Raw genomic sequence first — 22,649 nt, 5'->3', positions numbered from 1 at the left:
ACCGTCGGCGCACCCTCAGCTCGGGGGCCGAGAATAGCTGGGGCCGAGATCATGTGCGCTCTCGACCGCAGGCGCCGCGCCCCTACCCCGCCGGCTATTCGACCGTATATTTCAGCGTGCCCATCGACCACTTGATGCCGCGGGTGTCGAGATCGCCGGTCCAGGTTTTCTGGAGCTTGCCGACGATGGTCGCCACCGTGTCGCGGGCGGCGGTGGGCGCCTTGAGGCCGCGGGTGGCGGGGGCCACGTCCTTCAGATCGACGGGATCGCTGACGACGAGGGCCACGAAGACGCTCTCACCATTGCCGTCCGCCTCGAAATCGAAGCCGTAATAGTCGTCCGGGATCGTCAGGGTCTTGCCCGGCTTCAGCGGCGTGATCTTCTTGGCAAACTCGTTCGGAAAGATCTGGGTCGCTTCACCCTTGCCGTTGACGTCGAGCAGGATGAGGTTGCCGGCCTGCTTGCTGGTCACGGAGACGTGGAACACGTCGCCCTTCTTCATCGCACCGGCATGATCGATCTTGACGACGACGTCGCCGGTGTCCGGCTTGCCGACGATATCGGTCACGGCGGCGACGGGATTGGCATCCACATAGGCCGGGGCTGCGGCATAGGCCGTCGTGGCTGCCGGCGTCGTCGTCTGTGTCGTGGTCTGCGGTGTGGCGGCATAGGCGGCGTCGGCCGGCGGTTCGACCTTGTTGTTCTCGATCTTCACCGGCGCGACCACGGTCTGAGGCTTCGCCTCCGGCTTGGCGACGCTCGCGCCGAGGGCGCCGGTCTGCGTCTCCAGTTGCGGATCGAGGTTTTCGCAGTTCTTCTGCGTCTTGCAGTAGGCGGCGCTCTCGGCCTTCACGAATTCGAAGAGTTCGGCATTCGAGATCAGGCCATTGCCGTTCGCATCCGCCTTGCCCGGCTGCGAGCCAGCGATATAGGCGGTGGTGAAGACGCCGTTGCGCTTGTCTTCCGGCAGGCGCGTATCGTCCCAGGCGACCTGGTAGGGCGCGGCGGCACTCCAGGTGGTGATGCCCGCCTCGGTCAGCTTGGCGGGCTTGTCGATCACGCCGGTGTCGATGCGGATGCCGCGCGTCAGCTTTTGATCGACCGGCTTGGCAAAGGGGCGCGGCAGATAGCGGGCACCCTCGATCCCCTTTGCGACATCGACGGTAAGCGAGCGCGAAATCGTTCCGGAATGGCAGGCATCGATGACGACGGTCACCTGCCGGTCCTTCAGCTTTTCCAGCAGCGGCTCGAGATCGTCGTCGAGGATGGTGTTGGTGAAGTCGGTGTCGCCGGGCTTGATGTCGAAGGGCGCCAGCGCCTCATCCATGCCGTCTTCCTCGTCGCCGTTCAGATCCTTCACCTGGAGACCGTGGCCTGAGAAATAGAGATAGACGCGATCGCCGGGCTTGGTGCCGTCGATCAGCCAGGACTGGATCTGGCCGAGAACGGCGTCGCGGGTCGCCTCCCCGTCCTTCAACACCTTCACGGTGTCGGGCGCGTAGCCGAGCGTCTTCGTCAGCAGGCCCTGAATAGCAAGGATGTCGTTCTTCGGCCCGTGCAGGAAGAGGTCCGGCGGCAGGTTCTGATAGGTGCCGATGCCGATCACCAGGGCACGATCCGCCGCGGCCGCGCCCGTCGCGGCAAGCCCGGTGGCAGCGACGCCGGCACAGGACAGGGCAAGGCCGGACAGGAACGGACGAAGGCGGCGGATCTTCGAAACCATCATGGATTTTCCCGTGTGTAGAGGGGCTGGATGGCGACGGCCGTGTCCGTGCCTTCGAGCTGGCCGCGCAGCATGGCAAGCAGGGTCGCCGGCGGCAGGCTGCCATTCGCCATGGCATCCCCGATCGGCTTCAACTGCTCATTGGTGGACAGCACGATCAGGTGGTCGGCGCCGTAGGGCTCGGTCACTTCCACCTGCTGCAGCGCCGGCGGATTACCGGCCGCCGCACCGATCTGCAGATCGAGGAACTGCACCTCGCCCGTATTGGCGAGGTTGAAGACCAGGCGGTTGCGGTAGCCACTGTCGGGCACCGAAAACTTCATCTGGTCGCCGCGCACATAGATGTCCTTGAAGGGGGTCAGCGACACCTCTCCGGGATTGCGCAGCGACATGGACTTCAGGAAATCGAGCAGGATGAACTTGTCGATCACCGACTGGATGCGATCGGGGCCGATGTTCTCACCGGCCACATCGCCATTCGGCGTGCGGAACACACCACTCGCCACGTCCCATTCATAAGGCACGCCGTCGCTTGCGACATTCTGGAGCGGGGGCGCATTCCCCACCACCTTGAGGGACAAAACGGGCCGCCACTGCTGCCCGTCCGTCGCTGCTGCACTCACGGATGGGGTGGACGCTGCCGGCTCGGTCTGTTCGGTCGTCGTCTGGGAGGCGGTCTCTGCGGTCCCGGCACTTGCAGACGCCTGCTCCTGCTCACTTTGCGTGGTCGCACCCTGACCGGAGACAGGTTGCTGCACCGCCGGATCGGCCGTCGATTGCTGGGTGGTCTGGGGCTCCGTCGCCGGCTGGGTCTCGGCCTGCTCAATCGCCGGCTGCTGCTGGCTGGTCGTCTGGCCCTGCGGCGTCACGGCGCGGGAATCGAGGCGGATGACGACCTCATCCTCCGAGCGGGGCAGTTGCGGGGTGAAATTCGGCACCTGCAGCGCTTCGGATTCGGACTTCACGACCGCAAAGACGTATTTCTCGAGCTCGACGCGGGTGATGATCCTGTCGCCATTGCGATCGGCAGCGCCTTCCAGAGCGCGGGCGAAACTCCAGCTCAGGGCGCCGCGCGGCTTGTTGCCGATCACCACCTCCGGCGTCGGCTGGCTTTCGAGCGAGGCGGCGAGAACCGTGGCGAGCTGGAAATTGCTTTCCTTCAGCTTCGCGCCCTCCACCGCCTCCGGCGTGGTGATCGGCAGCTTGACCTTCAGGGGCGCGGCAAGACGCAGCTTGCCGGTCGCCGCCCGGCTCATGCCGCCGGAAAAGCAGCTGTCGGAAACGAAGAGCACATGCACGCCCTTGGCTTCCGCCTCCTGGAACCAGCTGTTCAGCTCATTGTCGATGATGATCTCGGATTTGGTCTCGTCCGGTCGCGTGCGGTCGAAGCCCGGCAGCTGGAGATATTCGTCGAGACCATCCGCCTCGTCTCCGGCAATGAGCTCCGGCATCTGCGCGCCGTGGCCGGCATAGTGGAAGATGATCGTGTCACCAGCGACGGCACGCGCCACCTCGTCTTGCCATGCCTTGCGGATATCGGCTTTCACCGCCTTTTCGTTCAGGAATTCCGCGACATTGGCGATACCGGCCTTGCGCAGCGCCTGGCCGACATCCTCGGCATCCTGCAGGGCGCCATCGAGGCTGACATCGAAAGGGTAATGGTTGATGCCGACGACGATGGCATAGGTCTCGGCCCGCGCGCCGGCCGCGCCGGACAGCAGAAACGCAGCCGCGCCGAGGGCCAGCGGACCGGCCAGACGACGGAGACTGCGGCCGAAGGAAGCGCTGCAAGCCACGGCCTACTTCCCCGCCTTCAGCACATCGACCTCGACGCGCCGGTTGAGCTGGTTCAACTGGTCGGTCGTGTAGGCGCTTGCATCATCCGGCTTGAACGGCTCGCTCTCGCCCTTGCCCACCACCTTCCAGCCGCCGGCATAGCCGGCCTGCGCCAGATATTTGCCGAGCGCATCGGCACGCGCGATGGAAAGCGCCATGTTTGCCTCGTCGGAGCCGACCGGATCGGTATGGCCGATCAGCACGATGTCGCTCGCATCCATGGAGCGCAGGCATTCGGACAGGTCCTTGGCGGCGGCCTCGCCTTCCGGCGTGAAGTCCGCCTTGCCGAAGACGTAGCGCACCGGGGTCGATTTCTTCTTCAGCGAAACGCCACGGAAATTGACCTTGCAGGGACCGCGCGAGGCGAGCTTTACCGGCTCGCTGGAGAGCAGCCGCATTTCGGACGCGAGCTTGTCGAGACGCACGATATAGTCCTTGTCAGGCGCCATCCAGTCCGGCGTGACACTCATATCCGAGCCGATCTCAAGCGCGCTCTGATAGGCATCAGCCGCAGCGGCATATTTCTTCTGGCTGCGATAGATGTCGCCCAGCGCATCGCGCACCTGCCAGGGCGAGGCAAAGTCGGTCTGGATCGACTGGAGCTTTGCTTCGAAGCCTGCGAGCGGGGCGCCGCCGGCCACGGCCGTGGCAATCTCGTTGAAGGCGGCGACACCGGCAACGCGCAGCGCGATCGTCTGCTCCTCCGTCGAGCATCCCTCGGTCTTCGCGGCTGCGGCAGCTGCGTCCGCAGGCTTGCCTGCATTCATGGCATCGACCGCCGACTGAATCGCCGAGCAGGCCGCAGCCGCGGGTGCGGCCGGCAACATGGCGAGGATCGATGCGAGGATCAGATGTTTCGTGCGCATGGTGTCCGTTCCATCTGCAAGGGACAATTGGAGATCCGCGCCAGCCGCGGCATTCGATCAAACCCGCTCCGGCTTCACGTCGCCGGACGGTGCCCATAGGCCAATGCCGGACCGACGCTTTCCGAAACGTACTGACAGGCTTTTACCGTCTTTCCGCCGATCGGCCCTGTCTCCGGGGATACACTTACATCCGGAAACAGGGCCGACCAAGATCATATCAGCCAGCGCATGAGGCTGGCCCCAACAGAAAACGGGCGGCCCGAAGGCCGCCCGCAGTGTCCGTCACTTCACGTCGAAGGTCACCATGTTCAGCGTGCTGGCGCCGTTGTCAGCCTCCGCCTTCTTGGCGAGGTTGATGGCGATGCCCTTCGTGGCCGGCTGGTTGGACTGGGCCACCAGGCGGCGGGCGTCGTCGGCGCTCATCCGCTTGTCGCCGAGCCCGCCGACGCGGCAGAAGGCGATCATGGTCTCGGCAGGCGCCGGCGCATCGAAGGTGATGGAGCCGGAACCGGGCTGCGGGATCTGCCGGCGCTCGCCCGGCTGCAGCGTCGTGTTGCCGATCATCGCCGCCGGGATTTCCTCGACGTTGCCGGTCGATTCCACATAGAGCACCTGCAACTCGCAGGCCTCGTTCGCCGACAGCTCGAAGGAGAGCGGATCGCCGACCTTCACCGAAGTAGAGCCCACATAGGCGCCAAGCGTCAGCTTGGAAGGCTGCGGGTCCTGCTTGTAGGCGAGAACCGGCGGCGTGTAGGCCACAGCCTGCTGGGTCTGGGCGGGAGCCTGCTGCTGCGTGGCCTGCTGCTGGGCGGGCTGCGCCTGCTGCACGCCATTCGGCTGGGCCAGCAGTTCGGGGTTGCCGCCCTGAAGGGCCACGCCGCTCTGCGGATTGACGAGTGCCGTCGGGTCATAGGTGTAGCTGCCGTCGGCGGCCGTGTAGACCTTCTTCACGTCCAGCGGCTCCAGCTGCATCAGCGGGTAGAGCAGCACGGCATATTGCAGCTCGACTTCCAGGCGCGGGATCGTGCCGCCGGCTTCCAGCGTCGTGATCCAGTCGAGACCGAGGCGGAGCGCATCCACATCCTGCACGCGGCGGATCGATTCGGAGAAGTCCTTCGGCGTCATGTCGAACTCGGCCGCCACCGCGTCGAAATCGAGTTCATCCTCGTACTTGTCGGCGAAGTAGGTCACGAGCTCGGTATTGCCGGGCGCCTGCATGCTCTGCGCCAGACCGTCAGGTGTCGGCTCCGTCACGCCGAGCTTTTCGAGAGCCGCCACGAAGCGCTGGCGGTCCTCATTATAGGCGGCGTCGAGCTTTTCCTGCGGCACGTACATTTCGAGCAGCAGGTCGCGCTGGTCCTTCGTGAAGAGCGTGGACTTGGTGACGATGTCGCGCAACTGGTCGCGCTTCGACAGGATGCCGTTGGCATGGCAATCGAAGCAGGACCGGGCATTGACGATCTCGACACCCTTGCCGATCGGCCGCTTGCGGAAGGAGACGATGGCGGTCGGGCCGACATCGAGCTGCTTGCCGAGGTTGGTCGAGAGGTAATAGCCCTGCAGGCCATTCGGGAGCGAGAAGATCATCTCGCCACCGTCATGTTCGAAGGCGGTCAGGCCGGTATCGAGCGGCTCGAGCTCCTTCGGGCCATGCGGGAAGCGGGCCAGAACCTGACGGCCGGCATCGCCTGCAAAGTCGTAGGACTTCCAGTAATAGCCGCCGAAGGGCATGTCGTGGCGTTCCAGCATGCGGTTGTGGTCGGACACGCCCGAGGAGCCGTCGGCAAAGCCGGCGCGGATGACCTGACGACGGCGGATGTTTTCGTCCACGTTGACACCGAAGCGGGTTTCGAGATCCCGGATCTGCGTCGGCAGCTTCATCAGGTAGTTGTAGAGCTTGGGCTTGGCGGCATTGGCCATGAACCAGTCGATGCGCATGATCGGCAGCACCGTCTGGGTTTCCTTGGCAAGCGCCCGCAGCGTCGGATCACTGGCGGGATCGACGCCGTAGAAGTACTCGCTGATCAGCGCGTCATAATCCTTCTGCGACCATTGCAGATCGCGCAGGTCGATGCGCACCAGAAGGCCGTTCGTGCCATCGACTTCCGTCGGCAGAACCAGCTTCGGGCCGTAGGACAGCGAGTTCAGCAGCTTCTTGAAGCCGCCGGCCAGCACGTTCATGCGCTTCATGAAGGTCGCGTCGCTCTCGCAGCCCATCATGCCGTTATACTGGTTGCGGTAGGAGAAGTAGCGGATATAGGGCCGGTCGAGTTCGTTGACCTTGCCGATGTCGTTGACGGCGGCTTCGATGAAGTCGCGGTACATCAGCATCGGGCGGGTGCGTTCCTGGGCGGAGGCCGCCGTTGCCTGCGGCACATCGGCCTTGGAGAGCGAGTTGATCCAGTCTTCCAGCGCCTTGACCTCTTCGCCGGTCGGGCGCTTGCCGAGCGGCATGCGGCCGCTGGAGATCGAGGTATAAAGGCGTGACTTGGAGGCGTCGCCCGGCACAACGAAGGCAGCGTCGGCGGCAATCGAAGCGAGGTCGCCGCTCGAATAGCTGCCTTGCGAGCTTTCGCCCGGGCCATGGCAGTTGCGGCAGTATTTGCCGATGAAGGCATCGGCCTGCTGGGCAAGACCCGCATTGCCGCCCGCCAGCCCCGCATCGGCGGTCTTCTCCGTGCAGACGGGCGTCGGCGACTGCTCGACGCGCTCCGGCGCCTTCTGCTCCTTGTCGGAGAGATAGGCGAACATGGCCGCACGGTCCTCATCGCTGAGGATAGACAGGCCCTTGGCGATGTGGCGCATGGTGGGATCATTGATCGGCGAGCCCGAGAGCTTCTTGCCCTCGTCGATGAGGCCGACCGTGAAGGCCTTGGGATCGGCGGACGCCATCTTGTTCTTGCTGATGTCGGGCGCCACCGCACCCGTCAGGCCCTTTTCGCCCTGATAGGCGCGTTCGAGATCGAGGCCGTAGGTGGTGGTGCGCGGCGTGTGGCAATCACCGCAGCCGCCGACATTCTCGACCAGATAGCGGCCCCGCTCCTTCTGCGTTTCCTCGCGTGCCTGGTAGCTCGCTACGGTGAAATGGCTGCGCTTCCAGAGCGTGATCGTCGTCTGGCGGCTGAAGGGGAAGGCGATCTCGTGTTCCTTCGAAGCGGCATCCGACTGCGGCAGCGTGTCGATATAGGCCTTGATATCAAGCACATCCTCCGGCTTCATGCCGCCATAGGAGGTGTAGGGCATGACCGGATAAAGATTGTTGCCCTCGCCGTCCACGCCGACCATCACGGCATTCAGGAAGCGGGCGTTGCTCCAGCCGCCGATGCCGGCGCCGCCGGGCGAGATGTTCGGCGCGTAGAACTTGCCGATGGCCGTATCCATGACCATGCCGCCCGACAGAAGCTCGGTATTGTCGCCCGAGCCATGGCAGGCGCCGCAGCCGGCGGCGTTGAAGAGATATTTCCCATTGTCCGGATTGGCCTTGTAGGTCGCGAAAGCATCATCCGCGAAAGGCTCCGGCGCGGCGCTTGCAGGCGAACAGTGGACGAGCGCGGCGAAACCGACGACCAGCAGGGCAAAGACCCCGGTGGACCGCGGCTCGGACGAATGCTCCTGCGACATCTTGCGGAACAGCCCCATGGCATGCCCTCCTTTTCAAAGAAACACGTCTGACATCAGCATTTCGGGGCCGATACCGCCGTTCCCGCGGGAACATGAAGGCCGGCCGACAGCGTCTCAGCGGAACTGGAACTGCTCGAACTCGACCCGGCGCGGCTTCTTGCCAAGCTCCGCCAGGCCCTTCTCGATCGCCATGCGCAGCGGTGGCGGGCCGCAGAACCAAAGATCGGATTCAGCGGGATCAACGGCGCTCTTCGCCGCGAGCTTGGCGGCATCGAGGCGCCCATCCACGGCCGAATCATGCAGCACGAAGCTGAAATTCGCCAGCTTCTCCGCCTGCGCCTGAAAGGTCTCAAGCCCGATCGCCTCATTGCGGTCGCGCACGCAGTAGACCATGTGGATATCCTGGCCTTCGTCGCCCTTCAGGCGGCTGGCCATGGCGAGGAAGGGCGTGACGCCGATGCCGCCGGCAAGCCAGATCTGCTTCTTGCCGCCGCGGCGATGGTTGAAATGGCCGTAGCCGCCTTCGAGCGTCAGGCTGTCACCCACGGCCACGGCCTCTCGCAACGCCTTGGTGTAGTCACCGAGCGCCTTGATGGCGAAGCGCACCGTGCCATCATCGTCGATACCGGCGATGGTGAAGGGATGCGGCTCGCGCAGGCCCGGCTTGTTGACGCGGAAGAAGCCGAACTGGCCGGGCTTGGCCTTCAGCGGGCGGCTGACCGGACGCGCCGAAATGATCGTCGCGCCATCATGGCGCACCACATCGAAGACCGTGTAGGCGCGCGTGCGAATCCAGGGCAGCGCCTGCGTGTAGATGTAGCTTGCAATGCCAAGCAGCGCGAAGATGTTGAGGTAGGTCGCAACCAGCGCCGTGCCGTCATAGGGGCGCTTGATGAACATCTGGTGGAAGGCGACGAGAATGAAGAGCACGCCGATCAGCCGGTGGCTCCACCGCCAGATATGGTAGGGAAACTCGAACTTGGTACGCGGCACCACCTTGATCAGGCTCAGGGCCAGCAGCACCACGAAACCGTAGAAGGCGTAATTGCCGAAGTCGGCGGCGATCTCGTTCAGCCCGCTCGTCAGCGCCAGCCCCTTGAAATTCGGGGTGACGAAATAGTGCACGAGAATGAATACCAGCACGGAGATACCGATCTTGCGATGCAGCTGGTAGATGCGGTCGAGGCCACCGAAATAGGGCTCAATGAAGGGCGGCCGCGTGGCGAGAAACTGTGCGATCGCCATGCCGACAAAGGCCATGGATGAGGCCATCAGCGAGATCGTCGTCTCGAGATTGGTTGCGCTGACGGGCGAAAAGACCGTTAGCAACCCCGCAAACACAATCAATGCCCAGACAATAACGGCGCCCATGACTACGCCTGCCCCCAAATCTACGTGGCGCAAGCGCGCCTGTTCCCCGAGGGAAAGACTGGCAACAGGCCGCACATTCGTCAACTGCATTTGTGAGGAAGATCAAAGAGCGACCAGTTTTCTTCGGGTTGAATGTCTACATTCGAGACATCGAAGAAACGTAGGTGCGGATCGATTGTTTGAACGCGCCCCGCGCCTCACCTGATCCCTCCCGGACTGCAGATCCTGCCAGCCATCCCCTGCCCGGCAACCTCCAGCCAAACCGACGCAGCTGGCTGCCGGATCCTTGCTGCTGCTACAGCCTGCCGCCTGATTCGGAATTCACGCGACTGCTTTAACATCTTGCCTTTGCGTATCTTTCTTCCGAAGCCGAGACACTTTCAGGACAGATGCTTAAAACGCGAAAACGCCGGACCTTTCGGCCCGGCGTTTGCAATCATCCCTGTCGCTTGCAGCGAATTACGCGGCTTCGGCAGCTTCGGCTTCGGCAGCCACGCGGGCGGCATCCTTGGCGCCCTTGGCCGAGGTGTCGCGGTCGACGAACTCGATGACGGCCATGGCGGCGTTGTCGCCGTGGCGGAAGCCGGCCTTCATGATGCGCAGGTAGCCGCCATTGCGGGTGGCGTAGCGGGTTGCGATCGCATCGAACAGCTTCGAAACGACGGCAACGTCACGGATCTGCGAGATGGCCTGGCGGCGAGCGTGCAGGTCGCCGCGCTTGCCGAGGGTGACCAGCTTCTCGACGATCGGACGGATTTCCTTCGCCTTCGGCAGGGTCGTGACGATCTGTTCATGCTCGATGAGCGAGGCAGCCATGTTGGCAAACATCGCCTTGCGGTGGCTGGCGGTCATCCCCAGCTTGCGACCGGCTTTGCGGTGACGCATTGTTTTTCTCCTTCACTTGCAGACTGCGAGCCTGCAGTTTGACGTGTTAGTACTGGTCTTCGTAACGCTTGGCGAGATCTTCGATGTTCTCCGGCGGCCAGGCCGGTACTTCCATGCCGAGGTGCAGGCCCATGGAGGCGAGCACTTCCTTGATCTCGTTCAGCGACTTGCGACCGAAGTTCGGCGTGCGCAGCATTTCGGCTTCCGTCTTCTGGATCAGGTCGCCGATGTAGACGATGTTGTCGTTCTTCAGGCAGTTTGCCGAACGGACCGACAGTTCGAGTTCGTCTACCTTCTTGAGCAGCGCCGGGTTGAAGGCGAGCTCGGTAACCGATTCCTCTTCGGTTTCCTTCTGCGGCTCGTCGAAGTTGACGAAGACCGACAGCTGGTCCTGGAGGATGCGGGCGGCGAAGGCGATGGCGTCTTCACCGGTAACGGAACCGTCCGTCTCGATCGACATGGTCAGCTTGTCATAGTCGAGAACCTGGCCCTCGCGGGTGTTTTCGACCTTGTAGGAGACCTTCTTGACCGGCGAGTAGAGGCTGTCGACCGGGATGAGACCGATCGGAGCGTCTTCGGAACGGTTGCGGTCGGCAGGAACATAGCCCTTGCCGTTGTTGACCGTGAATTCCATGCGGATTTCCGCGCCCTCGTCGAGGGTGCAGATCACATGGTTCGGGTTCAGGATCTCGATGTCGCCGACCGTCTGGATGTCGCCGGCGGTCACGATGCCCGGACCCTGCTTGCGCACGACCATGCGCTTGGCGTCGTCGCCATCCATCTTGATGGCGATTTCCTTGATGTTCAGGACGATGTCGGTGACATCTTCGCGAACACCCGGGATCGACGAGAATTCATGCAGAACGCCATCGATCTGCACCGCCGTCACGGCAGCACCGCGCAGCGACGACAGAAGCACGCGCCGCAGCGCGTTGCCGAGCGTGAGGCCAAAGCCCCGCTCCAGCGGCTCGGCGACGAGCGTCGCCTTGGTCCGGCCGGAAGAGGTGAACTCGACCTTGTTCGGCTTGATCAGTTCCTGCCAGTTCTTCTGGATCATGTATTTTGCCTTCCGTTCGCCGCCACCATCCAATCGTGACGGCCGAGCCCTGAAGCGCCTGACCGCCACGGCGAACCGTGACGACCGGCTCCGATGAATGCACTGATCAGACGCGACGCTTCTTGCGCGGACGGCAGCCATTGTGCGGGATCGGGGTCACGTCGCGGATGGACGTGATCATGAAGCCGGCAGCCTGGAGGGCGCGCAGAGCCGATTCACGGCCGGAACCCGGACCACAAACTTCGACTTCGAGAGACTTCATGCCGTGTTCCTGGGCCTTCTTGGCGCAGTCTTCCGCAGCGATCTGGGCAGCAAACGGGGTCGACTTGCGCGAACCCTTGAAGCCCTTTGCACCGGCCGACGACCAGGCAATCGCATTGCCCTGTGCATCGGTGATGGTGATCATCGTGTTGTTGAACGACGAATTGACGTGAGCGACGCCAGACGTGATGTTTTTGCGTTCGCGACGACGGACGCGTGTGGCTTCCTTGGCCATTTTATACCTTTCCTGATCTCTTCGCCGCCGTAATGCCAGCGGCTCCACCTTCGGAGCGAACAGAACAGCGAATAGCGAATAGACTGTCTCTATTCGCTATTCGCCAATCGCTATTCGCCCAGAAATTACTTCTTCTTGCCCGCGATTGCCTTTGCCGGACCCTTGCGGGTGCGGGCATTGGTGTGCGTGCGCTGGCCGCGGACCGGCAGCGAGCGGCGATGACGCAGGCCGCGGTAGCAGCCGAGGTCCATCAGACGCTTGATGTTCATCGAGGTTTCGCGACGCAGGTCACCCTCGACCTGGTAATCGCGGTCGATGGTTTCGCGGATCTGCAGGACTTCTGCGTCCGTGAGCTGATGCACGCGGCGATCGGCCGGAATACCGACCTTCTCGATGATTTCCTGTGCAAATTTCGGGCCGATCCCGTGAATATAGGTCAGCGCGATGACTACGCGCTTCGCCGTCGGGATGTTGACGCCAGCGATACGTGCCACGTCTCTTCTCCTTGCCTTCCCGCTGCCATCCGGCATGGGGATTTTCGTTACGCAGCCTTTCGGCCACTCGTTCAACAACTGGTGTCCGCGACACGTCGAAAACGACCGCGCCCGGATTCCTCGATATGGAAGTCCGCGCCGATCGCAAAAATGTCGCGAGTTGGTGCGGTCCATAACCGAAAGGCTGCGCGAATGCAACCTTTCGGCCCGACTATTTTACCCTGCGATGGACGTGTCCAGGCAACAGGCGGGTAGCGGCGTCACGCCGGCCCCATCTCAGATCGAGGCGAGAATCGCTTCGATATCCGCCGTCACTTTGTCGATATCGGCCATGCCGTCAATCGACTTCAGCTTGCCCTTGGCATGATAGTAGCCAATCAGCGGCGAGGTATCCTTGTAGTAGGCCTGGAGGCGGGTGCGGACCGTCTCCGGATTGTCGTCGGCGCGGCGCTTGAAGTGGGTCGAGCCACACTTGTCGCAAACGCCCTCCACCTTCGGCTTCAGGTTTTCATCGTGATAGCCGGCGCCGCACTGGGCGCAGGTGTAACGACCCGAGACACGGCCAACGAGGATTTCGTCCTCGACACGCAGCTCGATCACGACGGAAAGCTCGATGCCCTTCGCGGACAGCATGGCCTCGACCGAATCGGCCTGCACGAGCGTGCGCGGATAGCCGTCGAGGATGAAGCCGTTGGCGCAGTCGGCCTGGTCGATTCGCTCCGAGACGATCGCATTGACGATATCGTCCGAAACCAGCTTGCCGGCGTCCATGACGGCCTTGGCCTGCTTGCCGACCTCCGTGCCGGCCGAGACGGCGGCACGCAGCATGTCCCCCGTGGAGAGCTGCGGAATGCCGTGCTTCTCCACGATCCGCTGGGCCTGGGTTCCCTTCCCCGCGCCCGGCGGTCCTAACAGAATAAGTCTCATCGTCCTCCCCTTTTGCCCCCGCGCAGCTTCGAGCGCTTGATCAGCCCTTCATATTGCTGGGCGATCAGATGGCCTTGAATCTGTGCTACCGTATCAAGGGTGACGCTGACAACAATCAAAAGCGACGTACCACCAAGGTAGAACGGCACGCCTGCCTCAGCGATGAGAATTTCCGGGAAGACGCAGACGACGATCAGGTAGATCGCGCCGAGCACGGTGATGCGCGTCAGCACGTAGTCGATGTACTCGGCCGTACGCTCGCCCGGACGGATGCCCGGAATGAAGCCGCCATGCTTCTTCAGATTGTCGGCCGTGTCCTTCGGATTGAAGACGATCGCCGTGTAGAAGAAGGCGAAGAAGGCGATCAGCGCGGCATAAAGCGCGATATAGATCGGCTTGCCGTGACCGAGCGACGCGATGATCGCGGTCGCCCAGGTGGGCAGGTTCGACGTGTTGGTGAAACCGGCGAGCGTGGCCGGCAGCAGCAGCAGCGACGAGGCGAAGATGGCCGGAATAACGCCTGCGGTGTTCAGCTTCAGCGGCAGGTGCGAGGTGTCGCCCTGGAACATGCGGTTGCCGACCTGCCGCTTCGGATACTGGATCAGAAGACGACGCTGCGCGCGCTCGACGAAGACGATCAGCGCGATGATGGCGACTACCATGACGAGGACGCCGAGAATGAGCGGCGTGGACAACGCGCCGGTGCGGCCAAGTTCGAGCGTGCCGGCCATGGCCTTCGGCAGCGCGGCGACGATGCCCGCGAAGATGATCAGCGAAATACCGTTGCCGATGCCGCGCGAGGTGATCTGTTCACCGAGCCACATCAGGAACATCGTGCCACCGAGCAGCGAAATGACGGTGGAGACGCGGAAGAACCAGCCTGGATCGAGCACGAGGCCATTGCCGCTCTCGAGACCGACCGCGATGCCATAGGCCTGCAGCGTGCCGAGGAAAACCGTACCGTAGCGGGTGTACTGGTTGATGATCTTGCGGCCCTGCTCGCCTTCCTTCTTCAGCTGCTCGAGTGCCGGGATGACCGACGTCATGAGCTGCACGATGATGGAGGCGGAGATGTAGGGCATGATGCCCAGCGCGAAAATCGCCATGCGCTCGACGGCGCCGCCGGCAAACATGTTGAAGACACCGAGAATGCCGCCCGCCTGGCTCTGGAAGGCGTTGGCGACCGCGTCGGGATTGATGCCGGGAAGCGGGATATGCGTCCCGAGGCGATAGACGAGGAGCGCTCCAAGCGTGAACCAGAGCCGCTTCTTCAGATCTTCCGCCTTGGCGAAAGTCGAGAAATTGAGATTGGATGCGAGCTGTTCCGCTGCAGACGCCATGCGTATCTCCGCCTGACCTGTTTCGGAGGCGGAATGACCGGCATCTCCGAAGAGGCGATTGATTTCGTAAAGGAGAACCGGCGCGAAGACGTCTGCTGGTATCGCAGGCGCGTGCCTCTACGCGGTTTCCGTTCAACCCGGCCGGCGAAGGGTCCGACGGCCTGATCCGTGAGGCTCACATATGGGAGCAAGGCCGCCCGGAAGAAAAGCCCGGGCGGCCCTCATTTTCAATTTATTCCGAAGCTTCTGCAGCGACGGGCAGCTTGACCGCGCCGCCGGCCTTCTCGACCTTCTCGACGGCGGCCTTGGAGGCGCCGACGACTTCGAGCGTGACCTTCGAGGTCAGTTCGCCGCCCGAGAGAACGCGAACGCCGTCCTTGACGCGACGGATGACGCCGGCTGCCTTGAGGGCAGCGCCGTCGATCGTAGCGGCAGCATCGAGCTTCTTGGCATCGATCGCAGCCTGGATACGGCCGAGGGAAACCTCGGCGTAGTCGGCGGCGAAGATGTTGTTGAAGCCGCGCTTCGGCAGACGACGGTAGATGGGCATCTGGCCGCCTTCAAAACCGTTGATGGCAACGCCGGAACGGGCCTTCTGACCCTTCACACCGCGACCACCGGTCTTGCCGGAGCCCGAGCCGATACCGCGGCCGAGACGCTTGCGGTTCTTGGTAGAACCTTCATTGTCCTTGATTTCGTTGAGCTTCATAGAACCCACTCCCTCACTTCTCGTCGACGACGGCGACGAGGTGCTGGACGGCGCGGATCATGCCACGCACGGCCGGCGTGTCTTCCAGCGTCCGTTCCTTGTGCATCTTGTTCAGACCGAGGCCGATCAGCGTCTGGCGCTGAATGGCCGGGCGGCGGATCGGGCTGCCGATCTGCTTGACGGTCAGGGTCTTCTTTGCTGCTTCCTTCTTGGCCATGGTCGAAACTCCTTATTCTTCGGAGGCGACGCCGGCGGCAGCGCGACGAGCCTGGAGCGTTGCATACTTGATGCCACGCTGTGCCGCGATGTCCTTCGGGTGCTGCTGGTTCTTCAGGGCATCGAAGGTGGCGCGAACCATGTTGTAGGGGTTCGACGAACCGGTCGACTTGGCGACGACGTCATGCATGCCGAGCGTTTCGAAAACGGCGCGCATCGGGCCACCGGCGATGATACCGGTACCGGGCTTGGCAGCGCGCAGCAGGACCTTGCCGGCGCCGTGGCGGCCGTGCACGTCGTGGTGCAGCGTGCGGCCGGAGCGCAGCGGAACGAAGATCAGGTCGCGCTTGGCAGCTTCGGTTGCCTTGCGGATGGCTTCCGGCACTTCACGTGCCTTGCCGTGGCCGAAACCGACGCGGCCCTTCTGGTCACCAACGACGACGAGGGCTGCGAAGCCGAAACGACGGCCACCCTTCACCACCTTGGCGACGCGGTTGATGGCGACCAGCTTGTCGACGAACTCGCTGTCGCGTTCTTCACGGCTGCCGCGATCTTCGCGCGGTGCCCGCTTTTCCTGTGCCATTGTCCTTTACCTTTTTCTTTTCCGGTTCAAACGGCTGACATGGATCAAGGCCGCGAGGTAACGTTGCCTGGAGGCAACGGCCTATCGCGGCCCGGTGAGTTCCGGCCGGTTACCCGGCCGGAAAAATGTTAGAAGCTCAGGCCGCCTTCGCGGGCAGCTTCTGCCAGTGCCTTGATGCGGCCGTGATAGATGAAGGCGCCGCGATCGAACACGACTTCCTTCACACCGGCCTTGGAGGCACGCTCGGCGATCAGCTTGCCGACTTCCGCAGCAGCGGCAACGTCAGCACCGGTCTTGAGCGAACCACGCAGCGACGCTTCCAGCGTCGAGGCAGCGGCGAGCGTCTTGCCGGCAACGTCGTCGATAACCTGTACGTAGATGTTCTTCGACGAGCGATGAACCGACAGGCGCGGACGACCGTTGGCGACCGACTTGATGTGGCGGCGCACGCGAGCGGCGCGACGCGCGAGGGTATCTTTCCTGCTAGCCATTTCGCGTGATCCTTACTTCTTCTTGCCTTCTTTGCGGACGATCCGCTCTTCGGCATACTTGACGCCCTTGCCCTTGTAGGGCTCCGGACCGCGGTATTCGCGGATCTCGGCGGCGACCTGGCCGACCTGCTGCTTGTTGATGCCGGTGATGATGATTTCAGTCGGCTTCGGAACAGCGATCGTGATGCCCTGCGGCGGCTCATACACAACGTCATGGCTGAAGCCGAGCGCCAGCTGCAGGTTCTTGCCCTGCATGGACGCGCGGTAACCGACGCCGTTGATTTCGAGCTTGCGCTCGTAGCCGTCCTTGACGCCCTTGAAGATGTTCTCGATCATCGTGCGGGACATGCCCCACTTCGAACGAGCATCCTTGCTGTCGTTTGCCGGCTGAACCGACACGGCGCCATCTTCCATTGCCAGCTTGATTTCGTCGTTTGCGACGAAAACCAGCTCGCCCTTGGGGCCCTTTGCAGTGACCTTCTGGCCGTCGACCGACGCGGTTACACCTGCCGGAACCTGAACGGGCTTTTTACCGATACGAGACATGTTTTTATCCTGTCTGTTCGCTAGGGAGATCTCTGCGCTGCCTTAGAAGACAGAGCAGAGAACCTCGCCACCAACATTCTGTTCGCGTGCCTGGTGATCGGCCATCACGCCCTTCGGGGTCGAAAGGATGGTGATGCCGAGGCCGTTCGCGACCTGCGGGATGGACTTCACCGAGACATAGACTCGGCGGCCCGGCTTGGACACACGGTCGATCTTGCGGATCACCGATGCGCCTTCATAGTACTTCAGCTCGATGCTGAGCTCCGACTTGCCGTTGTCGAAAGCGACTTCGGAATAGCCGCGGATGTAACCTTCGGCCTGGAGAACATCGAGAACGCGGGCGCGCAGCTTGGAAGCCGGGGTCGAAACCGAGGACTTCCGGCGGGCAGCGCCGTTGCGGATGCGGGTGAGCATATCGCCCAAAGGATCAGTCATGGTCATGTGCCCGTCTCCTTACCAGCTCGACTTCACAACGCCCGGCACCTTGCCGAAGTTGCCCAGCTCGCGAAGCGCGATACGCGACATCCCGAGCTTGCGGTAGAATGCACGCGGGCGACCGGTGACTTCGCAACGGTTGCGGACGCGGGTCTTCGAGCCATCACGCGGAAGCGATGCCAGCTTGAGGGTCGCCTTGAAACGCTCTTCAATCGAAAGAGACTGGTTCATGATCACGGCCTTCAGCGCGGCGCGCTTGGCGGCGTGCTGGGAAACCAGCTTGCGGCGGCGCTTGTTCTTTTCAACTGCGCTCGTTTTCGCCATCTCAGTTATCCTTCTATACGCTTGTCGTTACGGTTACTGGCGGAACGGGAAGTTGAACTCTTTCAGAAGAGCCCGTGCTTCGTCGTCCGTCTGTGCCGTCGTGCAAACGATGATGTCCATGCCCCACATCTGATCAACCTTGTCGTAGTTGATCTCCGGGAACACAATGTGCTCCTTGATGCCCATGGCGAAGTTGCCACGACCGTCGAAGGACTTCGGGTTCAGGCCGCGGAAGTCGCGAACGCGCGGCAGCGCGATGTTGACCAGGCGATCGACGAACTCGAACATGCGGGCGCCGCGCAGCGTCACCTTGGCGCCGATCGGCATGCCTTCGCGGACCTTGAAGCCAGCGATGGAGTTGCGTGCGCGGGTGATGACCGGCTTCTGGCCGGCAATCGCTGCGAGGTCGGCAGCAGCAACGGTCGGCTTCTTGGAGTCACCGGTTGCTTCGCCAACGCCCATGTTGATCACGACCTTTTCCAGGCGCGGGATCTGCATTTCGTTGCTGTAGGAGAACTGCTCCTGCAGAGCCTTGCGGATGCGCTCCTGATAGATCTTCTTCAGGCGCGGCTCGTATGCGGTATCAGCCATCGATCACTACTCCCGAACGCTTGGCCACACGGACCTTCTTCTCGCCTTCGATCTTGAAACCGACGCGGGTCGGCTTGCCGTCCTTGGGGTCGGCGATGGCGAGGTTGGACAGGTGAACCGAGGCTTCCTTGGAGATGATGCCGGCTTCCTGGGTCTGGGTCTGGCGCTGATGGCGCTTGACGACGTTCACGCCACGGACGACCGCACGGTCTTCCTTCGGCAGAACCTGGAGAACTTCACCGGTGCGGCCCTTGTCCTTACCGGTGAGAACGACGACCTTGTCGCCCTTGCGAATCTTCTGCATCTCGTTTCGCTCCTTACAGTACTTCGGGAGCCAGCGAGATGATCTTCATGTGGTTCTTGGCGCGAAGTTCGCGCGGAACCGGTCCGAAGATACGGGTGCCGATCGGCTCTTTCTTGTTGTCGATGAGGACGGCTGCGTTGTTGTCAAAGCGAATCACGCTGCCATCGGGACGACGGATATCCTTGGCGGTGCGAACCACAACCGCCTTCATCACGTCACCCTTCTTCACGCGGCCGCGCGGGATGGCTTCCTTGATCGATACGACGATGATGTCGCCGATCGAAGCGTACTTGCGCTTGGAGCCGCCCAGCACCTTGATGCACATGACACGACGTGCGCCGGAATTATCCGCCACGTCGAGGTTTGTTTGCATCTGAATCATGTCAGGTCGCCTTCTTGTTGTGACCGGACCGGTTGGGCATCCCGGATAAGGAAGCCCCCTGTTCCAGCTTATGAAAGTTCATGTTTTCGCGCGGGATCGATCGTTGCCAAGGTGGTTTCCCAAGGGACCATCGGGTTCGGGGAACCTCCGGCCGGGACCTTCCGTGCGCTAAAAGCAAAAGACGCTCGAATGCACCGAGCGTCCTTGCGGCTCTTCATACCGATTTTCGCGCGAAGGGCAAGAGCCCCTCGCCTCGAAAACCCGAGAAATCAGGCCTGGGCGGCCGAAATGACGACCCAGCGCTTGTCCTTGGAGATCGGCGCGCACTCTTCGATCGACACCACGTCGCCAACCTTGAACTGGTTGGCTTCGTCGTGGGCCTTGTACTTCTTGGAGCGGCGGACGGTCTTCTGGAAGATCGGGTGAGCGAATCGACGCTCGACCCGGACGACCACAGTCTTGTCGTTCTTGTCGGAGACGACGGTGCCCTGCAGAATGCGTTTCGGCATTTTTCTTGGTCCTTAGGCCTTGGCTTCTGCCGCCTTCTGGCGGGCAATGGTCTTGATGCGCGCGATGTCCTTGCGGACTTCGGTGATGCGCGAGGGCTTTTCGAGCTGGCCGGTGGCCTGCTGGAAGCGCAGGTTGAACTGCTCCTTCTTCAGCTTGGCGAGCTCGTCGTTGAGTTGGTCGAGGCTGAATGCCCGAACATCTGCGGCTTTCATCGGCTTTACTCCTTACTCTGCGATACGCTGCACGAAGCGCGTCTTGACAGAGAGTTTCGCAGCACCGAGACGAAGCGCCTCGCGGGCGATTTCTTCGTTGACGCCGTCGATTTCAAACATCATCCGGCCGGGCTTGACCTTGCATGCCCAGTATTCGACCGAACCCTTACCCTTACCCATGCGGACTTCGGTGGGCTTTGCCGTCACCGGCACGTCGGGGAACACACGGATCCAGACGCGGCCGGCACGCTTCATGTAACGCGTGATCGCGCGGCGGGCCGCTTCGATCTCGCGTGCGTTGACGCGGTTCGGTTCAAGAGACTTCAGGCCGAATTCGCCGAAGGCCAGGTCGAAACCGCCCTTTGCGACGCCCTTGATGCGGCCCTTGAACTGCTTGCGGTACTTTGTACGCTTTGGCTGCAACATTTTTTTACTTCTCCGATATTGGCTGCCAAACGCGACTGTTACGCGTTTTCACGACGACGGTCGCCACGGTCACCGCGGTCGCCACGTTCGCGGCTTGCGGGACCCTGTGCATCATTTTCGCTTGCGCGACGCTCGGAGGCCATCGGATCGTGCTCAAGGATTTCGCCCTTGAAGATCCAGACCTTGATGCCGCAGATACCGAATGCGGTTTCGGCTTCAGCCGTACCGTAGTCGATGTCGGCGCGCAGCGTGTGCAGCGGAACGCGGCCTTCGCGGTACCATTCGGTACGGGCGATTTCAGCGCCACCCAGGCGGCCGGCGCAGGTGATCTTGATGCCTTCGGCGCCAAGACGCATGGCCGACTGAACCGAGCGCTTCATGGCGCGGCGGAAAGCCACGCGGCGCTCGAGCTGCTGGGCGATCGACTGGGCAACCAGCGTCGCATCCACTTCCGGCTTGCGCACTTCAACGATGTTGAGGTGCGTTTCGGAGTTGGTCATCGTGGAGATCTTCTTGCGAAGCTTCTCGATGTCCGCACCCTTCTTGCCGATGATGAGACCCGGGCGAGCCGAGTGGATCGTGACGCGGCACTTCTTGTGCGGGCGCTCGATGACCACCTTGGAGATGCCGGCCTGCTTGAGTTCCTTCATCAGGTAGGCGCGGATCTTCAGGTCTTCATGCAGCAGCTGGCCGTATTCGGCGTTGTCGGCGAACCAGCGGCTGTCCCAGGTACGGTTGATGCCGAGGCGGAAACCGATCGGATTGATTTTCTGACCCATTATGCGGCCTCCCCTTTGGCTTCGACTTCGCGCACGACGATCGTCAGGTGCGAGAAGGGCTTCTCGACGCGCGATGCACGGCCGCGACCGCGGGCATGGAAGCGCTTCATGACGATCGACTTGCCGACGAATGCCTCGGCGACGATCAGCGAATCCACGTCGAGATCATGGTTGTTCTCGGCGTTGGCGATTGCGCTTTCGAGCGTCTTCTTGACGGTGTCTGCAATCCGCTTGCGCGAGAATTCCAGTTCCGCCAGGGCGCGATCGACCTTCTTGCCGCGGATCATGGCCGCGACGAGGTTCAGCTTCTGCGGGCTGACGCGGATCGTGCGCGCAACGGCCTGCGCCTCGTTGTCCTTGAGCCGGCGTTCGGCTTTAGCCTTGCCCATTGTTACTTCCTCTTCGCCTTCTTGTCCGCACCGTGACCATAATAGGTCCGGGTGGGAGCGAATTCACCAAACTTGTGGCCGACCATGTCTTCATTGACGGCCACCGGGATGTGCTTCGAGCCATTGTAGACGCCGAAGGTGAGACCCACGAACTGCGGCAGGATCGTGGAGCGACGGCTCCAGATCTTGATCACTTCACTGCGGCCGCCTTCACGAACCTTCTCAGCCTTCTTGAGAAGATAGCCGTCGACGAACGGACCTTTCCAAACTGAACGAGCCATATCTAGACTATCCTCTTACTTCTTGCGCTGATGGCGCGAACGCATGATGAACTTGTCGGTCGACTTGTTCGAACGCGTACGCTTGCCCTTGGTCGGCTTGCCCCACGGAGAAACCGGGTGACGGCCACCAGAGGTGCGGCCTTCACCACCGCCGTGCGGGTGGTCGACCGGGTTCATGACGACACCGCGGTTGTGCGGGGTCTTGCCGCGCCAGCGGGTACGACCGGCCTTGCCGTCGTTGATGTTGCCGTGGTCCGGGTTGGAAACGGCGCCAACGGAAGCGAGGCACGAGGCGTGAACGAGGCGCTGTTCGCCCGAGTTCAGGCGAAGGATCGCCATGCCTTGGTCACGACCGACGAGCTGGGCATAGGCACCAGCCGAACGGGCGATCTGGCCACCCTTGCCGGGCTTCATTTCCACGTTGTGGATGATGGAGCCGACCGGGATGTAGGCGAGCGGCATGGCGTTGCCGGGCTTGACGTCAACGGCGCCGGTGGACGCGATGACCTTGTCGCCGGCAGACAGACGCTGCGGAGCCAGGATGTAGGCCAGCTCGCCATCCGTGTAGCGGATGAGCGCGATGAAGGCCGTGCGGTTCGGGTCGTATTCCAGACGCTCGACCGTGCCTTCGACGTCGAACTTGCGACGCTTGAAGTCGACCAGGCGGTAGGTACGCTTGTGACCGCCGCCGATGAAGCGGGCGGTGATGCGGCCGAGGTTGTTACGTCCACCGCTCTTGGTAAGACCCTCGGTCAGCGCCTTGACCGGCTTGCCCTTGTAGAGCGAAGACCGATCCACGATGACCAGCTGGCGCTGGCTCGGGGTCGTCGGATTGAAGCTTTTCAATGCCATTGT

At 62.5% G+C, this 22,649-nt stretch carries 28 protein-coding genes; all 28 read right to left on the bottom strand.

The annotated features are described in order from the left end of the window. Positions 1–94: 94 nt before the first annotated feature. On the bottom strand, positions 95–1,726 hold the full coding sequence (locus tag ACED18_RS02040) for a caspase family protein (protein WP_377288509.1): 1,632 nt from the start codon (positions 1,724–1,726) through the stop codon (positions 95–97). Continuing rightward, positions 1,723–3,519 carry a caspase family protein gene (locus tag ACED18_RS02035; protein ID WP_377288507.1) on the bottom strand — a complete coding sequence of 599 codons (1,797 nt, stop codon included), beginning with the start codon at positions 3,517–3,519 and terminating at the stop codon, positions 1,723–1,725. Before ACED18_RS02035 ends, ACED18_RS02040 begins: the two co-directional genes overlap by 4 nt. A 3-nt stretch (positions 3,520–3,522) precedes the next feature. Beyond that, a complete protein-coding gene (locus ACED18_RS02030; protein WP_377288505.1) occupies positions 3,523–4,425 on the bottom strand; it encodes an OmpA family protein in 903 nt (300 codons plus the stop codon). 282 nt (positions 4,426–4,707) lie between these two features. After that, entirely contained in the window at positions 4,708–8,064 is a 3,357-nt protein-coding gene (locus tag ACED18_RS02025) for a c-type cytochrome (RefSeq protein ID WP_377288503.1), read from the bottom strand. Positions 8,065–8,160: 96 nt separating this feature from the next. Next, positions 8,161–9,417, bottom strand: coding sequence for a ferric reductase-like transmembrane domain-containing protein (locus tag ACED18_RS02020; protein ID WP_377288501.1), 1,257 nt, complete (start codon positions 9,415–9,417; stop codon positions 8,161–8,163). 459 nt (positions 9,418–9,876) lie between these two features. Continuing rightward, positions 9,877–10,302, bottom strand: a complete 426-nt coding sequence (rplQ, locus tag ACED18_RS02015; protein WP_377288499.1) for a 50S ribosomal protein L17 — start codon at positions 10,300–10,302, stop codon at positions 9,877–9,879. Between the two features lie 46 nt (positions 10,303–10,348). After that, positions 10,349–11,359 (bottom strand): DNA-directed RNA polymerase subunit alpha, encoded by a 1,011-nt coding sequence (locus tag ACED18_RS02010; RefSeq protein ID WP_377288497.1) that lies wholly within the window; start codon positions 11,357–11,359, stop codon positions 10,349–10,351. 106 nt (positions 11,360–11,465) lie between these two features. Further along, complete coding sequence (rpsK, locus tag ACED18_RS02005) at positions 11,466–11,855, bottom strand: 30S ribosomal protein S11 (protein ID WP_003536496.1); 390 nt, start codon at positions 11,853–11,855, stop codon at positions 11,466–11,468. A 125-nt stretch (positions 11,856–11,980) separates the two neighbouring features. Continuing rightward, positions 11,981–12,349, bottom strand: coding sequence for a 30S ribosomal protein S13 (rpsM, locus tag ACED18_RS02000; RefSeq protein ID WP_149736851.1), 369 nt, complete (start codon positions 12,347–12,349; stop codon positions 11,981–11,983). A gap of 276 nt (positions 12,350–12,625) precedes the next feature. Next, positions 12,626–13,276: an adenylate kinase gene (locus ACED18_RS01995; protein ID WP_377288493.1), complete on the bottom strand. Its 651-nt coding sequence runs from the start codon at positions 13,274–13,276 to the stop codon at positions 12,626–12,628. Continuing rightward, a complete protein-coding gene (gene secY, locus ACED18_RS01990; protein WP_377288491.1) occupies positions 13,273–14,616 on the bottom strand; it encodes a preprotein translocase subunit SecY in 1,344 nt (447 codons plus the stop codon). Before secY ends, ACED18_RS01995 begins: the two co-directional genes overlap by 4 nt. Positions 14,617–14,848: 232 nt before the next feature. Next, the gene (gene rplO, locus ACED18_RS01985) at positions 14,849–15,325 is read right to left on the bottom strand and encodes a 50S ribosomal protein L15 (RefSeq protein ID WP_377288489.1); all 477 of its coding nucleotides are present in this window, start codon (positions 15,323–15,325) and stop codon (positions 14,849–14,851) included. Between the two features lie 13 nt (positions 15,326–15,338). Then, positions 15,339–15,542, bottom strand: coding sequence for a 50S ribosomal protein L30 (gene rpmD / locus ACED18_RS01980; RefSeq protein WP_377288487.1), 204 nt, complete (start codon positions 15,540–15,542; stop codon positions 15,339–15,341). Positions 15,543–15,554: 12 nt separating this feature from the next. Further along, positions 15,555–16,124: a 30S ribosomal protein S5 gene (rpsE, locus tag ACED18_RS01975; protein WP_149736846.1), complete on the bottom strand. Its 570-nt coding sequence runs from the start codon at positions 16,122–16,124 to the stop codon at positions 15,555–15,557. A 128-nt stretch (positions 16,125–16,252) separates the two neighbouring features. After that, the gene (rplR, locus tag ACED18_RS01970; protein ID WP_149736845.1) at positions 16,253–16,615 is read right to left on the bottom strand and encodes a 50S ribosomal protein L18; all 363 of its coding nucleotides are present in this window, start codon (positions 16,613–16,615) and stop codon (positions 16,253–16,255) included. Positions 16,616–16,627: 12 nt separating this feature from the next. Further along, positions 16,628–17,161, bottom strand: a complete 534-nt coding sequence (gene rplF, locus ACED18_RS01965) for a 50S ribosomal protein L6 (protein WP_377288484.1) — start codon at positions 17,159–17,161, stop codon at positions 16,628–16,630. A gap of 42 nt (positions 17,162–17,203) precedes the next feature. Beyond that, positions 17,204–17,602 (bottom strand): 30S ribosomal protein S8, encoded by a 399-nt coding sequence (rpsH, locus tag ACED18_RS01960; protein WP_377288482.1) that lies wholly within the window; start codon positions 17,600–17,602, stop codon positions 17,204–17,206. Between the two features lie 12 nt (positions 17,603–17,614). Continuing rightward, positions 17,615–17,920: a 30S ribosomal protein S14 gene (gene rpsN, locus ACED18_RS01955; RefSeq protein WP_149736842.1), complete on the bottom strand. Its 306-nt coding sequence runs from the start codon at positions 17,918–17,920 to the stop codon at positions 17,615–17,617. A 33-nt stretch (positions 17,921–17,953) separates the two neighbouring features. Further along, the gene (gene rplE / locus ACED18_RS01950; protein WP_377288479.1) at positions 17,954–18,511 is read right to left on the bottom strand and encodes a 50S ribosomal protein L5; all 558 of its coding nucleotides are present in this window, start codon (positions 18,509–18,511) and stop codon (positions 17,954–17,956) included. Next, complete coding sequence (gene rplX, locus ACED18_RS01945) at positions 18,504–18,815, bottom strand: 50S ribosomal protein L24 (RefSeq protein WP_377288477.1); 312 nt, start codon at positions 18,813–18,815, stop codon at positions 18,504–18,506. Before rplX ends, rplE begins: the two co-directional genes overlap by 8 nt. A 13-nt stretch (positions 18,816–18,828) precedes the next feature. Further along, the gene (gene rplN, locus ACED18_RS01940; protein ID WP_007770138.1) at positions 18,829–19,197 is read right to left on the bottom strand and encodes a 50S ribosomal protein L14; all 369 of its coding nucleotides are present in this window, start codon (positions 19,195–19,197) and stop codon (positions 18,829–18,831) included. A 269-nt stretch (positions 19,198–19,466) separates the two neighbouring features. Beyond that, complete coding sequence (rpsQ, locus tag ACED18_RS01935) at positions 19,467–19,706, bottom strand: 30S ribosomal protein S17 (RefSeq protein WP_149736839.1); 240 nt, start codon at positions 19,704–19,706, stop codon at positions 19,467–19,469. A 12-nt stretch (positions 19,707–19,718) separates the two neighbouring features. Continuing rightward, on the bottom strand, positions 19,719–19,919 hold the full coding sequence (rpmC, locus tag ACED18_RS01930; protein WP_149736838.1) for a 50S ribosomal protein L29: 201 nt from the start codon (positions 19,917–19,919) through the stop codon (positions 19,719–19,721). A 12-nt stretch (positions 19,920–19,931) separates the two neighbouring features. Further along, positions 19,932–20,345, bottom strand: a complete 414-nt coding sequence (rplP, locus tag ACED18_RS01925) for a 50S ribosomal protein L16 (protein WP_149736837.1) — start codon at positions 20,343–20,345, stop codon at positions 19,932–19,934. A gap of 38 nt (positions 20,346–20,383) precedes the next feature. Further along, a complete protein-coding gene (gene rpsC / locus ACED18_RS01920; RefSeq protein WP_149736836.1) occupies positions 20,384–21,124 on the bottom strand; it encodes a 30S ribosomal protein S3 in 741 nt (246 codons plus the stop codon). Further along, complete coding sequence (rplV, locus tag ACED18_RS01915) at positions 21,124–21,513, bottom strand: 50S ribosomal protein L22 (RefSeq protein WP_149736835.1); 390 nt, start codon at positions 21,511–21,513, stop codon at positions 21,124–21,126. The genes rpsC and rplV overlap by 1 nt, the downstream gene beginning before the upstream one ends. A gap of 2 nt (positions 21,514–21,515) precedes the next feature. Next, positions 21,516–21,794, bottom strand: coding sequence for a 30S ribosomal protein S19 (gene rpsS, locus ACED18_RS01910; protein ID WP_023517272.1), 279 nt, complete (start codon positions 21,792–21,794; stop codon positions 21,516–21,518). Positions 21,795–21,809: 15 nt separating this feature from the next. Continuing rightward, on the bottom strand, positions 21,810–22,646 hold the full coding sequence (gene rplB, locus ACED18_RS01905) for a 50S ribosomal protein L2 (RefSeq protein WP_377288472.1): 837 nt from the start codon (positions 22,644–22,646) through the stop codon (positions 21,810–21,812). Positions 22,647–22,649: the final 3 nt, after the last annotated feature.

Source organism: Rhizobium sp. SG2393 (genome assembly GCF_042610495.1).
Classification (GTDB): domain Bacteria; phylum Pseudomonadota; class Alphaproteobacteria; order Rhizobiales; family Rhizobiaceae; genus RU20A.
This window is presented reverse-complemented; position numbering and strand designations above follow the sequence as displayed.